This is a genomic window from Paraburkholderia sp. J63 (assembly GCF_905220245.1).
GTDB lineage: Bacteria > Pseudomonadota > Gammaproteobacteria > Burkholderiales > Burkholderiaceae > Paraburkholderia.
In genome coordinates, this window is the sequence record NZ_CAJMZF010000010.1 from 75,785 (window position 1) to 89,422 (window position 13,638).

Genomic DNA, 13,638 nt, shown 5'->3' on the forward strand with positions numbered 1-13,638 from the left:
GCTTGGGGGTGTTGATTATTGGCGAATCGCCGCCATAGGTGTATAAGTACAAACTATTGATTCACCCTTTTTGATTGGTCCCCAATGAAATGACGCTCACTGAATTGAAATACATCGTAGCGGTCGCCCGCGAGCGCCACTTCGGACGGGCCGCCGAGGCGTGCTTCGTGAGCCAGCCAACCCTCTCGGTCGCGATCAAGAAGCTCGAAGACGAGCTCAACGTACAAATTTTCGAGCGTGGCACGAGCGAAGTCAGCGTGACCCCCATCGGCGAGCAGATCGTGACTCAAGCCCAGCGCGTGCTCGAGCAGACGCTCGCGATCAAGGAAATCGCCAAGCAGGGCAAGGATCCGCTCGTGGGGCCGCTGCGTCTGGGCGTGATCTACACGATCGGGCCGTATCTGCTGCCCACGCTCGTCAAGCAGATGATCAAGCGCGTCCCGCAGATGCCGCTGATGCTGCAGGAGAACTACACGCTCAAGCTGATCGAGCTGCTCAAGCAGGGCGAGATCGACGTCGCGATCATGGCGCTGCCGTTTCCCGAAACCGGCCTCACGCTGCGCGCGCTCTACGACGAGCCATTCGTGGTCGCACTGCCGTCGGGCCATGCGTGGGAGCAGCGCGAAAAGATCGACCCCGACGACCTCAAGCAGGAAACCATGCTGCTGCTCGGCAGCGGCCATTGCTTCCGCGATCACGTGCTGGGCGTCTGCCCCGAGCTGATGCGCTTTTCGCAGAACGCCGACGGCATCCAGAAGACGTTCGAAGGGTCGTCGCTGGAGACGATTCGCCACATGGTGGCGAGCGGCGTGGGCATCACGGTGCTGCCGCGCATGTCGGTCACCGAGGTGAAGCCGCATGCGGGCGGCGTGGACTCGGGGCTGCTCTCTTACGTGCCGTTCGACGAACCGGTGCCGGACCGCCGCGTGGTGCTCGCGTGGCGCAAGAGCTTTACGCGCATGCCGGCGATCGAGGCGATTGTCGATGCAATTCATGCCTGCGAGCTGCCGGGGGTGAAGAAGGTCGAGGCGCCTGCCGAGGCGGCTTGAAGTTTACGGCGCTGCGCGTCGAGTGCACGCAGCGCTTTCTCTCCTGGTGTGCGGCGTTCGCCCGCCCAGCTTCCTGCTGTGATCTTTGTCTTGCGACCCCAATAAGCCGCGCCTATTCGATAGATTAAATAAATTAAATTACGTATATCGATAGCAATTGATACAGTTTCTCCAACCGATCCAAACCGCGACGAACTGGAGAAAGCGATGCAAACCAACGTTCCGAACCCCGCCGCCACTTTGGCCCAAACCCGCGTCATCCCGACCCTGCGCACCGTCGCGTTCTCGCTGCTCGTCGACCGGGCGCTGTCCGCCTGACGTCGTCTGCCGGCGTACCGGCCAGCACCACGCATTGAACGCAGCCGCCCCCACCGCACCGATTCACCGCACTCGTCAGGAATCCATAATGACCGACCGCACCCTCACCTCCGCCGCAGGCGCACCCGTCGTCGACAATCAGAACTCGCTCACCGCCGGCCCGCGCGGCCCGGTGATGCTCCAGGACGTGTGGCTGCTCGAAAAGCTCGCGCACTTCGACCGCGAAGTGATTCCCGAGCGCCGCGTGCATGCGAAGGGTTCGGGGGCGTTCGGCACGCTCAAGGTCACGCACGACATCTCGCGCTACACGAAGGCCAGGGTGTTTAGCGAAGTCGGCAAGGAAACGCCGCTTTTCATGCGCTTTTCGACAGTCGCGGGCGAGCGCGGCGCCGCCGACGCCGAGCGCGACGTGCGCGGCTTCTCGATCAAGTTCTACACGGAAGAGGGCAACTGGGACGTGGTCGGCAACAACACGCCCGTGTTCTTCATCCGCGACCCGCTCAAGTTTCCGGACTTCATCCACACGCAAAAGCGCGATCCGCGCACGAACCTGCGCAACAACGTCGCCGCGTGGGACTTCTGGGCGCGTCATCCGGAGTCGCTGCATCAGGTCACGATCCTCATGAGCGATCGCGGCATTCCGAAGAACTACCGGCAGCAGCACGGCTTCGGCTCGCACACGTTCTCGTTCATCAACGCGAGCAACGAGCGTTTTTACGTGAAGTTCCACTTCAAGTCGGCGCAGGGCGTCGCGAACTACACCGACGCCGAAGCGGCGCAGGTGGTTGCGCAGGACCGCGAATCGGCGCAACGCGATCTCTACGACGAGATCGAGAAAAGCAATTTCCCGAAGTGGCATTTCCGCATTCAGGTGATGCCCGAGGCCGATGCCGCCAAGGTGCCGTACAACCCGTTCGACATCACGAAGGTGTGGCCGCACAAGGACTACCCGCTGATCGACGTGGGCACGATCGAGCTGAACCGCAATCCGGAGAACTATTTCGCCGATGTCGAGCAGGCCGCCTTTACGCCCGCGAACGTGGTGCCGGGCATTGGCTTCTCGCCGGACCGTCTGTTGCAGGGGCGTCTGTTCTCGTATGGCGATACGCAGCGCTATCGCCTCGGCGTCAATCATCACCAGATTCCGGTGAATGCGCCGCGCTGCCCGTTCCACTCGTTTCACCGTGACGGCGCGCTGCGCACCGACGGCAACCTCGGCGGCACCGTGAACTATGAGCCGAGCCGCGCAGGCGACTTCGCGCAGCGTCCGCAAGCCGGCGAGCCGGCGCTCGCAGCGGGGGCGGTCGATCACTACGATCACCGCGAGGACGACGATTACTACAGCCAGCCGGGCGCGCTGTTTCGTCTCTTCGATGCGGGGCAGCGCGAGCGTCTCTTCGCGAATATCGCGCGCGCCATCGCGGGCGTGCCCGACGAGATCGTGCAGCGGCAGATCGAGCATTTCCGCCGCGCCGATCCGGCGTATGCGCAAGGCGTGATCGCGGCGATTGCCACGCTCGCCGAGGGGCGGAAGGCGGCGAAGTAAGCCGCGAAGTAAGTGGAAAGGGCGCGGCGCAGTGTCGCTTCGGGCACACGGCCGCCGCCCGCGGACAACGCGCATCTGCGTACGCGGGCAAGTACCGGAAGTCGCGGCGGAGCGCCATTGCGCGCCGCCGTTGACGCAGCGTCAAGCTTTGCACGGGACAGGAGCACGATCATGACCAGGACGATGACGATGACACTCAAAGCCGTGGGCCCCGGCCGCGCGGCCGCAATGGCGCGCACGCGCGCCGAGGGTACGCAGGCGGTGCGCCGCGCGGTGGGCTTCGCGATCGTGGCGAGCGGCTTCGTGGCGCTCGCCACGCAAGGGCTCGCGCACTTGCTGGGTCACTGAGTTCGCATCACCGCGCACGGAGCATCGCGCGCCGGACTGAAAGCCCCCATGAAGGGCCGGACGATCGGCCACACGAAATCGTTACGCTACACTGACCACCGGTCTGGCGCGCGCGTGCCGCAGGTTGCATCGGCGCGAGCGCGTTGAGGGATCGGTCGTCTCACTGCTACAAAAAGGAGTTCTCATGGCCAAAAAATCTACTGTGCAGCACGTGAACATCGGCATCGGCGACAAGGATCGCAAGAAGATCGCGGAAGGTCTTTCGCGCCTGCTCGCGGACACCTACACGCTGTATCTGAAGACGCACAATTTCCACTGGAACGTCACGGGGCCGATGTTCAACACGCTCCATCTGATGTTCGAGACGCAGTACAACGAACTGGCGCTGGCCGTCGACGCCATCGCCGAGCGCATTCGCGCGCTGGGCGTGCACGCGCCGGGCAGCTACAAGGACTTCGCGAAGCTCTCGTCGATTCCGGAAGCCGACGGCGTGCCGGCCGCCGAGGACATGATCCGCCAGCTCGTGGAAGGCCAGGAAGCCGTGGTGCGCACCGCGCGCGAGATTTTCCCGGCGACGGAAGCCGCCCACGACGAGCCGACTGCGGACCTGCTCACGCAGCGCATGCAGACGCACGAAAAGACCGCGTGGATGCTGCGCTCGATGCTGGCTTGATCCTGACCTCGATGCCGGCGCGGCCGGGGCGCGGTGAGGTTATACCCGCTCGCGCCCGCGGATTTTCGCGTTGGTGCAGTCACTGAAGTGCAAAGCCCGCTGGCAGACCGGCGGGCTTTTTTATGGCCGCGTGGCGCGCGTCATGGCGCGCGCATTGTGCCGATCCTGTGCCGATCCATTGCGGGCCACCCGTCGCGCTGACCCATCGCGCCCGAATTTCGGCGCGCGACGACGATGATGAGCCGGCGTAGCATCGCGGCTCTCGCCTACAATAGCGGCATCGTTTTTCCCGCTCCCATCATGTTCGCCCGACTTCCACTCTATCTGCGGCTCGTCCGCATGGACAAGCCGATCGGCAGCCTGCTGCTGCTATGGCCGACGCTCAATGCGCTGTGGATCGCCTCGAACGGCCGTCCCACGCTTTCGCTGCTCGTGATCTTCACGGTGGGCACGGTGCTCATGCGCTCGGCGGGCTGCGCGATCAACGATTACGCCGATCGCGACTTCGACCGCCACGTGAAGCGCACGGCCGAGCGCCCGATCACCTCGGGCCGCATCCGCGCATGGGAGGCGGTGGCGATTGCGGTTGCGCTCGCATTCGTCTCGTTTCTGCTGATCCTGCCGCTCAATGCGCTCACCAAGGAGCTTTCGGTGGTGGCGCTGTTCGTGGCGGGCTCGTACCCGTTCACGAAGCGTTTTTTCGCGATTCCTCAGGCGTATCTGGGCATCGCGTTCGGTTTCGGCATTCCGATGGCGTTCGCCGCCATTCAGGACCACGTGCCGATGCTCGCGTGGATCATGCTCGTGGCGAACGTGTTCTGGTCGGTGGCCTACGACACCGAATACGCGATGGTCGACCGCGACGACGACATCAGGATCGGCATCCGCACGTCGGCGCTCACGTTCGGCCGCTTCGACGTGCTCGCGATCATGCTCTGCTATGCGCTTACGCTCGGCATCTACGTCTGGGTGGGTGTGGCGCTGCACTTTGGCGTGCTCTACTGGCTGGGCTGGGCGGCGGCGGTGGGCTGCGCGATCTATCACTACACGCTCATCAAGGACCGCGAGCGCATGCCGTGCTTCGCGGCGTTCCGCCACAACAACTGGCTCGGCGGCGCGCTTTTCGTCGGGATTGCGGCCCACTATGCGGCCGCGGGCATGTGAGCGATCCGGCTCTGCCTGGAACGGACGTAAAAAAAGCGCCTTTGGGCGCTTTTTTTACGTGTGCGATGCGGCCACGCGCGTCGTGCGCATGGGGTGCGGCTCGAATTACTGTTTGCCGAACTCCGCGCCCATCTCCTTCGCACGCGCGTCCGCAGCGAGCGCGCCACGCACGATCGCGTCCTTGATGGCCGATGCGTCGAACGAAGCGAGCGCCGCGGCCGTGGTGCCGCCCTTGGACGTCACGCGCTCACGCAGCACCGCGGGCGGCTCGTCCGATTGCAGCGCGAGCTGCGCCGCCCCCGTGAAGGTGGCGATGGCGAGCGCGCGGCCCTGCTGCTCGTCCATGCCGAGCTGGCGGGCGGCTTCTTCGAGCGCTTCGATGAAATAGAACACGTAGGCCGGGCCGCTGCCCGAGATGGCCGTGACGGCGTCGATCTTGCTCTCGTCGTCGACCCAGACCGCCTGGCTGACCGCGCCGAGCACCTTCGACGCCAGCTCGCGGCCCGCCGCATCGACGCTGTCGCCGGCGAAGAGGCCCGTCGCGCCCATGCCGATCAGCGCGGGCGTGTTGGGCATCGTGCGCACGATGCGCGCGTGGCCGCCGAGCCAGCGCGAGAGGTCCTCGATGCGGATGCCCGCCATGATGCTGATCACGACCTGATGCGCGCCCAGGTGCGGCGCGAGCGATTGCGCCACCGCCTTGGCGATCTGCGGCTTCACCGCGAGCAGGACTGCATCGTATTCGCCAAGCGCGGCGTCGGCGGCCGTGCCGGTACGGATGCCGAATTGATCGGCATTGCGCTTGCAGACGTCGTCGTTGGGGTCGATCGCATACAGGTCGCTGGCGGCCACGCCTTTGCGGATCAAGCCGCCGATGATTGCAGCGGCCATGTTGCCGCCGCCGATGAAGGCAATTTTCATGGTGATGGAGTACGTGAGTGAATCAGTGAGAGTAATCGCGCGTCCCGAAGATGGCTGTGCCGACGCGCACGATGGTCGCGCCTTCGAGCACGGCGGCTTCGAGGTCCGCCGACATGCCCATCGAGAGCGTGTCGAGCGCGACGCCATCGGCGCGCAGTGACTCTTGCAGCGACTCGAACAGTTCGCGCAAGCGCCGGTGCTGCGCGCGCTGCGCGTCGAGCGTGGGTTCGGGCTCGGGAATCGACATCAGCCCGCGCAGGCGCAGGTTGGGCAACGCGGCGATCGCGTGCGCGATCTGCGCGGCTTCCTGCGGCGCCACGCCGCTCTTGGTCGCTTCTCCGCTCACGTTCACCTGCAGGCAGACGTTGAGCGGCGCCATGCCGGCCGGGCGCTGCCCGGAAAGGCGCTGCGCGATCTTGAGACGGTCGACGGAATGCACCCAGTCGAAACGCTCCGCCACAGGGCGCGTCTTGTTCGACTGCAATGGTCCGATGAAATGCCATTCGAGACTCGCGCGCAAGTCGGCGAGCGCCTCGATCTTGTCCACGGCTTCCTGCACGTAGTTCTCGCCGAAGGCACGCTGGCCCGCAGCGTGGGCGGCGCGCACGTCCTGCGCGGGGAAGGTCTTCGAGACCGCGAGCAGCGCGACGGATTCCGGCGCGCGGCCCGCATTGCGCGCGGCGGCGGCGATGCGCTGGTGGACGGCTTCGAGATTGTGAGCGAAATCGGTCATCGGCATGGAGGCCGGCTGCGGAGTTGCCGCGCTCGCGCGCGTTCCGCGGCCGTAGTGGCGCACTTGAAGCGAACGAAGGCCATTATACGGACTGCGCGGACTGCGCCCGGCGCTAAAAACCCGCTTTGCGGTCCGCCGAAAGCCCTATGCCGAATGGCCGACTGTTGGCGAGCGCGGCGATTCGTTACGCTGGTTCTTCAACGAAACGTCCGAAATGCGTTCAGTTTGCCCTTAGTTGGCCGCCAGCATATGTTCCACGAGTTCGATCCAGTGCGTGACCGGAATCGTCGTGCCGCTTTGCAGATGCGCGATGCAGCCGATGTTCGCCGAAACGATCAATTGCGGCTCCAGCGCCTTGAGCCGCTCCACCTTCTGGTTGCGCAGCGTGTAGGACAGGCGCGGCTGCGTGATCGAGTAAGTCCCGGCGGAGCCGCAGCACAAGTGGCTGTCGACAGGCAGGCGCACGTCCAGCCCGAGCGCGGCGAGCACCTTTTCCACGCCGCCACGCAGTTGCTGGCCGTGCTGCAGCGTGCAGGGCGGGTGATACGCCACGGCGTGAATGCCACGTCTGCGCGTGGCGGCCACGAGCTGGTCCTGAAACGCGGGCAGGATCTCCGAAAGATCGCGCGTGAGTTCGGCAATGCGTCGCGCCTTGTCCGCGTAGGCCGGATCGTTGCGCAGCAGGTGCGCGTATTCCTTGACCGTCGCGCCGCAGCCCGAGGCATTCATGACGATCGCCTCCACGCCGTGCTCGACGTAGGGCCACCAGGCGTCGATGTTCGCGCGCACGTCGTGGAGCGCATCGTCCACGTATCCCAGGTGCAGGCGGATCGCGCCGCAGCAGCCGGCCTGCGGCGCCACCACGGTTTCGATGCCGAGCGCATCGAGCACGCGCGCCGTGGCCGTGTTGATGTTCGGCATCATCGAAGGCTGCACGCAGCCCTGGAGCATGAGCATCTTGCGCGCGTGCTTCGCCGTGGGCCACGCGAGCGGGCGCTGGCGCACCGGCACCTTGTCGCGCAGCCGCCGCGGCAGCAGCGCGCGCACCTGCTGGGCCACACGCATGGCCGGAGAGAACAGCATGCGCTGGGGCAGGAAGCCCGCGAGGAAGCGCCGCGTGAGGCGCTGGCGCAACGGGCGCGGCACCATCTGCTCGGCGTGCTTGCGGCCCACTTCCACGAGCCTGCCGTATTGCACGCCGGAAGGGCAGGTGGTTTCGCAACTGCGGCAGGTGAGGCAGCGGTCGAGATGCGTGAGCGTGCTCTTCGTGACCGGGGCGCCTTCGACCATCTGTTTCATCAGATAGATGCGCCCGCGGGGGCCGTCCAGCTCGTCGCCGAGCAACTGGTAGGTCGGGCAGGTCGCGGTACAGAAGCCGCAGTGCACGCACTTGCGCAGGATCGCGTCGGCTTCGTCGCCGTCGGGAGTGTTGCGAATGAAGTCCGCGAGGTTCGTCTGCATCGCCGCGTGAAGGTTGGGTCAGAAGTCGGAGTAGAGACGCCCGCGATTGAAGATGCGGGCCGGGTCGAACGCGGCCTTCAGGCCGCGGTGAATCTTCATGAGCGGCGCGGGCAGCGGCGTGAACACCCCGGCGCTGCGGTCGTAGTCGCGGCCCGTGCGGAACATCGTGGCATGGCCGCCGGCCTGCTTCGCGCTGATGCGCACCGTTTGCGCGTCGGTTTCGGTGATCCACCAGCGTTGCGCGCCGCCCCATTCCATCAGTTGCGTGCCCGGCAACTGCAACGGCTCGGCAATCGAGGGCAGCGCGAGACGCCACAGTGCGGCGTTCGGCGCGATCGAGGCGAAGAACGGGTCGGTCTGCTCGCGCAATCCGGCCCAGAAGCGCTCCGCTTCCACGGCGTCCACGACTTCGCCGCCCAGCGACGCGCGCGCGGCCTTTACGCCGGCCTCCGCGCCCGCGAGCCGCACGGCGAGCGTGCCGTTGCGCCAGGCGCTCGCCGTCATCGGCAGCGGCCGGCCGCCCCATTCGTTGAGCTTGCGCACGGCGTCGGTGCCGTTCATGTCGAACTTGAGCGTGGTCTCCGCCTGTGCGATGGGCAGCACCTTCACCGAAAGCTCGAGAATGAGGCCAAGCGTGCCGAGCGAGCCCGCCATCAGGCGCGAGACGTCGTAGCCGGCCACGTTCTTCACGACCTGGCCGCCAAAGTGCAGCACCTCGCCGTGGCCGTTCATGAGCACCGCGCCCAGCACGAAATCGCGCGCCGCACCCGTGCTCGCGCGGCGCGGCCCGGCAATGCCGGCGGCGATGCAGCCGCCGAACGTGGCCTGGGGGCCGAAGTGGGGCGGCTCGAAAGGAAGCATCTGGCCGTGTGTCGCGAGCGCGTGCTCGATCTCGAGCAGCGGCGTGCCGGCCCGCGCGGTAATGACGAGCTCGGCAGGGTCGTAGGAAACGATGCCCCGATGCGCGCGCGTGTCGAGCACCTCGCCTTCGAGCATCTGGCCATACCAGTCTTTCGTGCCGCCGCCGCGTATGCGCAGCGTGCGTCCGTCTGCGGTTGCCGAGCGAATGCGCTCGGACCAGACCGCGACGATATCGTCCTCTTCCATGATTTCCATGGCGCGTTTGTCGTTGTGGTTCGCTCGATTGTACTGACGCGCCCCACTCTGGCAACCCGGGGCAGGCCCGCATGGCGGCGCGACGCAAAGGAGGGGAGTCGGGAAATCAGGCGGGCCGCAGGAAATGGCATGCAAAACGCACAGCCCCAGCTCCAGCGTTCACCTGGAACATGCGTTTTGCATGGCGACTTGCGCAGTACCGGTTCGCGATGCTGCGCAAGCAGGGCCCGGAGGCCCGGTTTAAAAACGCCGGTTTAAAAACGCGCCTGGAAGTATGGTTAACAGCGCGATTAAAACCGCGGCAGGTCCGGATGCGGCAGCAGGTTCCCGCGCACGTGCATCCTGCCGTATTCGGCGCAGCGCGCCCGCGTGGGGATGCCCTTGTCGGGATTGAGCAGGCCGGCCGGGTCGAACGCATGCTTCACGGCAAAAAAAGCGTCGCGCTCTTCGCGCGAGAACTGCACGCACATCGAGTTGATCTTTTCGATGCCCACGCCGTGCTCGCCCGTGACCGTGCCGCCCAGCTCCACGCAGGTTTCGAGGATGTCCGAGCCGAACGCCTCGGCGCGGTGCCATTCGTCGAGATCGTTGCCGTTAAAGAGAATGAGCGGGTGCATGTTGCCGTCGCCCGCATGGAACACGTTGATGCAGCGCAGCCGGTACTGCGCTTCCATTTCATGAATGCGCGCGAGCAGCGGCCCGATCGCGCGGCGCGGCACCGTGCCGTCCATGCAGTAATAGTCGGGAGAAATACGGCCCGCCGCCGGAAACGCATTCTTGCGGCCCGACCAGAAACGCAGGCGCTCTTCCTCGGTACGCGAGATCTGGATGCGCGTCGCGCCATGCTCGCGCAGCACGACGGTCATGCGCGCGATTTCCTCGGCGACTTCCTCGGTGGTGCCGTCGGATTCGCACAGCAGGATTGCGGCGGCGTCGAGATCGTAGCCCGCGTTGACGAACTCCTCCACCGCGCGCGTGGCGGGCTTGTCCATCATTTCGAGGCCCGCCGGAATGATGCCCGCGGCGACGATGCCCGCCACCGCGTCGCCGCCTTTCACGACGTCGTCGAAGCTCGCCATGATCACCTGCGCCGTCTGCGGACGCGGAATCAGCTTGACCGTGACTTCGGTGACGATGGCGAACATGCCCTCGCTGCCGATCATGACCGCGAGCAGATCGAGCCCCGGCGCGTCGGGGCCGAGCGAGCCGAACTCGACGATCTCGGCGTCCATCGTCACCGCGCGCACGCGCAGCACGTTGTGCACCGTGAGGCCGTATTTGAGGCAATGCACGCCGCCCGAATTTTCCGAGACGTTGCCGCCGATCGTGCAGGCAATCTGCGACGACGGATCGGGCGCGTAATAGAGGCCGTAAGGCGCGGCCGCCTCGGACACCGCGAGATTGCGCACGCCGGGCTGCACGGTGGCCGTGCGCGCGTAAGGATCCACTTCGAGAATGCGCTTGAAGCGCGCGAGCGAGAGCACGATGCCGTGGCGGATCGGCATGGCGCCGCCCGAGAGGCCGGTGCCCGCGCCGCGCGGCACGATGGGCACGTCCAGACGCCGGCAGATCTGCACGATGCGCTGCACCTGCGATTCCGTTTCCGGCAGCGCCACGGCAAGCGGCAGCCGCCTGTAGGCCGCCAGCCCGTCGCATTCATAGGCGACCGTGTCTTCTTCCCGATGCAGCAGGCAGTGCGCAGGCAGCACCGCCATCAACGCCTGAACCACTTCGCGCTGCCGTTGCGCGAGGACTTCCGGCGTCAGCTCCGGCAAATTCGCCTCCGGTGCGTTCATCTCTCCTCCAGCTTGTCTGGGGCCGTGGCTGCGGCTGGTGTGCCGACGTTCATGTCGATGCTTGCCGCGCAGCCGGTCGTGTCGTCGAAGGCGCCGCACGCGCGAGCCGCGCGCGGCGAGGGGCATCCGGTACTACGCCCCCCAACTGAAGATCTTGCCGGGATTCATCAGATTGTGCGGATCGAGTGCGTGCTTGATCGCGCGCATGGTGTCGATCGTGTCGGCGCCATGCTCCTCCACGAGAAAGCCCATCTTGTGCAGTCCCACGCCATGCTCGCCCGTGCAGGTGCCGTCCATGCGGATCGCGCGCTGCACGATGCGGTGGTTCAGGCGCTCGGCCTCCTCGATCTCCTCGGGCTTGTCCGGGTCGATCAGGATCGCGACATGGAAGTTGCCGTCGCCCACGTGGCCCACGATCGGACACGGCAGCGACGACGCCTTGAGGTCCGCCTCGGTTTCCACCACGCATTCGGCGAGGCGCGAGATCGGCACGCAGACGTCCGTCGTCACGGCGCGGCAGCCGGGCTTCAACTGCAGCATGGCGAAGTAGGCACTGTGCCGCGCGTTCCACAGGCGGCTGCGGTCTTCGGGGCGCGTCGCCCATTCGAAGCCTTCGCCGCCGTTTTGCGCGGCCAGCTCCTGCACGAGTTGCGCCTGTTCCGCCACGCCCGCCTCGGTGCCATGGAACTCGAAAAAGAGCGTGTGCTTTTCTTGCAGCGTCAGGTTCGAGTGGCGATTGATCGCGCGCACCGCGAGCGAGTCGATGAATTCCACGCGTGCGATCGGCACGCCCATCTGGATCGTCTCGATGACCGTGCGCACGGCCTCGGCCATCGAGGGAAATGCGCATACGGCCGCCGACACCGCTTCGGGCTGCGGATAGAGCCGCACGGTGATTTCGGTGATCACGCCGAGCGTGCCTTCGGAGCCCACGAACAGGCGCGTGAGGTCGTACCCCGCCGACGACTTGCGCGCGCGCGTGCCGGTCTTGATGACGCGGCCATCCGCGAGCACGGCGGTGAGGCCGAGCACGTTCTCGCGCATCGTGCCGTAGCGCACGGCGTTGGTGCCGGAGGCGCGCGTCGCCGACATGCCGCCGATGCTCGCATCGGCGCCCGGGTCGATGGGGAAGAAGAGGCCGCTGTCGCGCAGCGCATCATTGAGCGCCTTGCGCGAGATGCCGGGCTCGACGGTGACGGTGAGATCCTCGGCGTTGATCGAGAGCACGCGGTTCATCTGCGAGAGGTCGATCGAGACGCCGCCCTGGACCGCAAGCAGATGGCCTTCGAGCGACGAACCGTTGCCATAGGGGATGATCGGCACGCCATACTGCGCGCACAGTCTTACGATCGACTGGACCTCTTCGGCGTTTTGCGCGAAGACGACGGCGTCGGGCAGTTGCGGGTCGAACGGCGATTCGTCGCGGCCATGATGGGTGCGCACGGCCTCGGAGGTGGAGACGCGTTCGCCGAACGCGCTGCGCAGTTTGTCGAGGAGATCGGCAGGGAACGGGCGGCGGGGAGCGGCGGTAACGGCCGGCGGCGCGGGATGATTCACGCGGGTGTCTCCTTGGTTTGAGCGTAGCGAATCGTGGTCTTGAGCGCGTTTTATTTTACGCTCAACGTTCGCGGGCGCGTTCGGCCCGCTGCCGCGCACGAAATGCGGCACGAAGCGCAGCACGAAGCGCCGGGGGCGAAATCTATAATCGCCGCCAGCCCGGCCGCGAGCGCCGGCCGGGAGACAATGACGATTCCACCTGTTTGCTAATCGGAGAGACACATCATGGGCAACCGCCTGAGCAAGATCGCCACGCGCACGGGCGACGACGGCACGACGGGCCTCGGCGACGGCAGCCGCGTGCGCAAGGACGACGCGCGCATCGCCGCGATCGGTGAGGTCGACGAACTCAATTCACATATCGGCGTGCTGCTGTGCGAGACGCTGCCCGACGACGTGCGCGCCGCGCTCACGGCCATCCAGCACGACCTGTTCGACCTCGGCGGCGAGCTGTGCATGCCCGGCCACACCGTCGTCACGGACACGCATCTCGCGCGGCTCGACGGCTGGCTCGCCGAGTACAACGCCACGCTGCCGCCGCTCAAGGAGTTCATCCTCCCCGGGGGCTCGCGCGCGGCGGCGCTCGCGCACGTCTGCCGCACCGTGTGCCGGCGCGCCGAGCGCGCCATCGTCGCGCTCGGCGCCGGGCAGGGCGCGAGTGCATCGTCCGCGCCGCTGGCCCAAACGCCGCGCCGCTACGTGAACCGGCTCTCCGACCTGATGTTCGTGCTCGCGCGCGTGCTCAACCGCGCGGCGGGCGGCGCCGACGTGCTCTGGCGCCATGACCGCGGTGCATCAAACGGCCAGCCCGACACCGGCTCCAGCGAATAAAGGAACCGCGGCGAAGCGCCGGGAAAACGGCGGCCGGCCTCGCAAACCGGGCCGCCGATACCATTCGCGCCCCGCCATCGGGCAAATGCTGGGGTGCGACAAAATGCCTGGGGCGGCTTGTCCCA

At 66.4% G+C, this 13,638-nt stretch carries 12 protein-coding genes; 6 read left to right on the forward strand and 6 right to left on the reverse strand.

Features of this window, described 5'->3' with window-relative positions:
- Positions 1-89 precede the first annotated feature (89 nt).
- The 5 genes from U5775_RS13400 (at position 90) to ubiA (ending at position 5,098) form a co-directional block, all read left to right on the forward strand.
- Positions 90-1,049 carry a hydrogen peroxide-inducible genes activator gene (locus tag U5775_RS13400; protein WP_322058611.1) on the forward strand — a complete coding sequence of 320 codons (960 nt, stop codon included), beginning with the start codon at positions 90-92 and terminating at the stop codon, positions 1,047-1,049.
- Positions 1,050-1,455: 406 nt separating this feature from the next.
- On the forward strand, positions 1,456-2,913 hold the full coding sequence (locus tag U5775_RS13405) for a catalase (protein WP_322058612.1): 1,458 nt from the start codon (positions 1,456-1,458) through the stop codon (positions 2,911-2,913).
- A gap of 171 nt (positions 2,914-3,084) precedes the next feature.
- Complete coding sequence (locus tag U5775_RS13410; protein ID WP_322058613.1) at positions 3,085-3,261, forward strand: hypothetical protein; 177 nt, start codon at positions 3,085-3,087, stop codon at positions 3,259-3,261.
- Between the two features lie 184 nt (positions 3,262-3,445).
- Entirely contained in the window at positions 3,446-3,934 is a 489-nt protein-coding gene (locus U5775_RS13415; protein WP_322058614.1) for a Dps family protein, read from the forward strand.
- Positions 3,935-4,234: 300 nt separating this feature from the next.
- The gene (gene ubiA / locus U5775_RS13420) at positions 4,235-5,098 is read left to right on the forward strand and encodes a 4-hydroxybenzoate octaprenyltransferase (protein WP_322058615.1); all 864 of its coding nucleotides are present in this window, start codon (positions 4,235-4,237) and stop codon (positions 5,096-5,098) included.
- 105 nt (positions 5,099-5,203) lie between these two features.
- Here the strand turns inward: ubiA and proC are convergent, their stop codons facing one another.
- The 6 genes from proC to U5775_RS13450 form a co-directional block, all read right to left on the reverse strand.
- Positions 5,204-6,019 carry a pyrroline-5-carboxylate reductase gene (gene proC, locus U5775_RS13425; protein ID WP_322058616.1) on the reverse strand — a complete coding sequence of 272 codons (816 nt, stop codon included), beginning with the start codon at positions 6,017-6,019 and terminating at the stop codon, positions 5,204-5,206.
- Positions 6,020-6,041: 22 nt separating this feature from the next.
- The gene (locus U5775_RS13430; protein WP_322058724.1) at positions 6,042-6,752 is read right to left on the reverse strand and encodes a YggS family pyridoxal phosphate-dependent enzyme; all 711 of its coding nucleotides are present in this window, start codon (positions 6,750-6,752) and stop codon (positions 6,042-6,044) included.
- A 231-nt stretch (positions 6,753-6,983) separates the two neighbouring features.
- Positions 6,984-8,213, reverse strand: a complete 1,230-nt coding sequence (gene glcF / locus U5775_RS13435) for a glycolate oxidase subunit GlcF (protein WP_322058617.1) — start codon at positions 8,211-8,213, stop codon at positions 6,984-6,986.
- Positions 8,214-8,231: 18 nt separating this feature from the next.
- Positions 8,232-9,320 (reverse strand): glycolate oxidase subunit GlcE, encoded by a 1,089-nt coding sequence (gene glcE, locus U5775_RS13440; protein ID WP_322058725.1) that lies wholly within the window; start codon positions 9,318-9,320, stop codon positions 8,232-8,234.
- Between the two features lie 299 nt (positions 9,321-9,619).
- Positions 9,620-11,125, reverse strand: coding sequence for an FAD-linked oxidase C-terminal domain-containing protein (locus U5775_RS13445; protein ID WP_322058618.1), 1,506 nt, complete (start codon positions 11,123-11,125; stop codon positions 9,620-9,622).
- A 132-nt stretch (positions 11,126-11,257) separates the two neighbouring features.
- The gene (locus tag U5775_RS13450) at positions 11,258-12,682 is read right to left on the reverse strand and encodes an FAD-binding oxidoreductase (RefSeq protein WP_322058619.1); all 1,425 of its coding nucleotides are present in this window, start codon (positions 12,680-12,682) and stop codon (positions 11,258-11,260) included.
- Between the two features lie 225 nt (positions 12,683-12,907).
- Here U5775_RS13450 and U5775_RS13455 point away from each other — a divergent pair, with 225 nt between their 5' ends.
- Positions 12,908-13,513 (forward strand): cob(I)yrinic acid a,c-diamide adenosyltransferase, encoded by a 606-nt coding sequence (locus U5775_RS13455; protein ID WP_322058620.1) that lies wholly within the window; start codon positions 12,908-12,910, stop codon positions 13,511-13,513.
- Positions 13,514-13,638: the final 125 nt, after the last annotated feature.

Bases quoted from the DNA above. Each gene is read 5' to 3' on its own strand.
- U5775_RS13400 (WP_322058611.1), top strand. From the start codon at position 90: ATGACGCTCACTGAATTGAAATACATCGTAGCGGTCGCCCGCGAGCGC.
- proC (WP_322058616.1), bottom strand. From the start codon at position 6,019: ATGAAAATTGCCTTCATCGGCGGCGGCAACATGGCCGCTGCAATCATC.
- U5775_RS13430 (WP_322058724.1), bottom strand. From the start codon at position 6,752: ATGACCGATTTCGCTCACAATCTCGAAGCCGTCCACCAGCGCATCGCC.
- ubiA (WP_322058615.1), top strand. From the start codon at position 4,235: ATGTTCGCCCGACTTCCACTCTATCTGCGGCTCGTCCGCATGGACAAG.
- U5775_RS13410 (WP_322058613.1), top strand. From the start codon at position 3,085: ATGACCAGGACGATGACGATGACACTCAAAGCCGTGGGCCCCGGCCGC.
- glcF (WP_322058617.1), bottom strand. From the start codon at position 8,213: ATGCAGACGAACCTCGCGGACTTCATTCGCAACACTCCCGACGGCGAC.
- U5775_RS13455 (WP_322058620.1), top strand. From the start codon at position 12,908: ATGGGCAACCGCCTGAGCAAGATCGCCACGCGCACGGGCGACGACGGC.
- U5775_RS13445 (WP_322058618.1), bottom strand. From the start codon at position 11,125: ATGAACGCACCGGAGGCGAATTTGCCGGAGCTGACGCCGGAAGTCCTC.
- U5775_RS13415 (WP_322058614.1), top strand. From the start codon at position 3,446: ATGGCCAAAAAATCTACTGTGCAGCACGTGAACATCGGCATCGGCGAC.
- glcE (WP_322058725.1), bottom strand. From the start codon at position 9,320: ATGGAAGAGGACGATATCGTCGCGGTCTGGTCCGAGCGCATTCGCTCG.
- U5775_RS13405 (WP_322058612.1), top strand. From the start codon at position 1,456: ATGACCGACCGCACCCTCACCTCCGCCGCAGGCGCACCCGTCGTCGAC.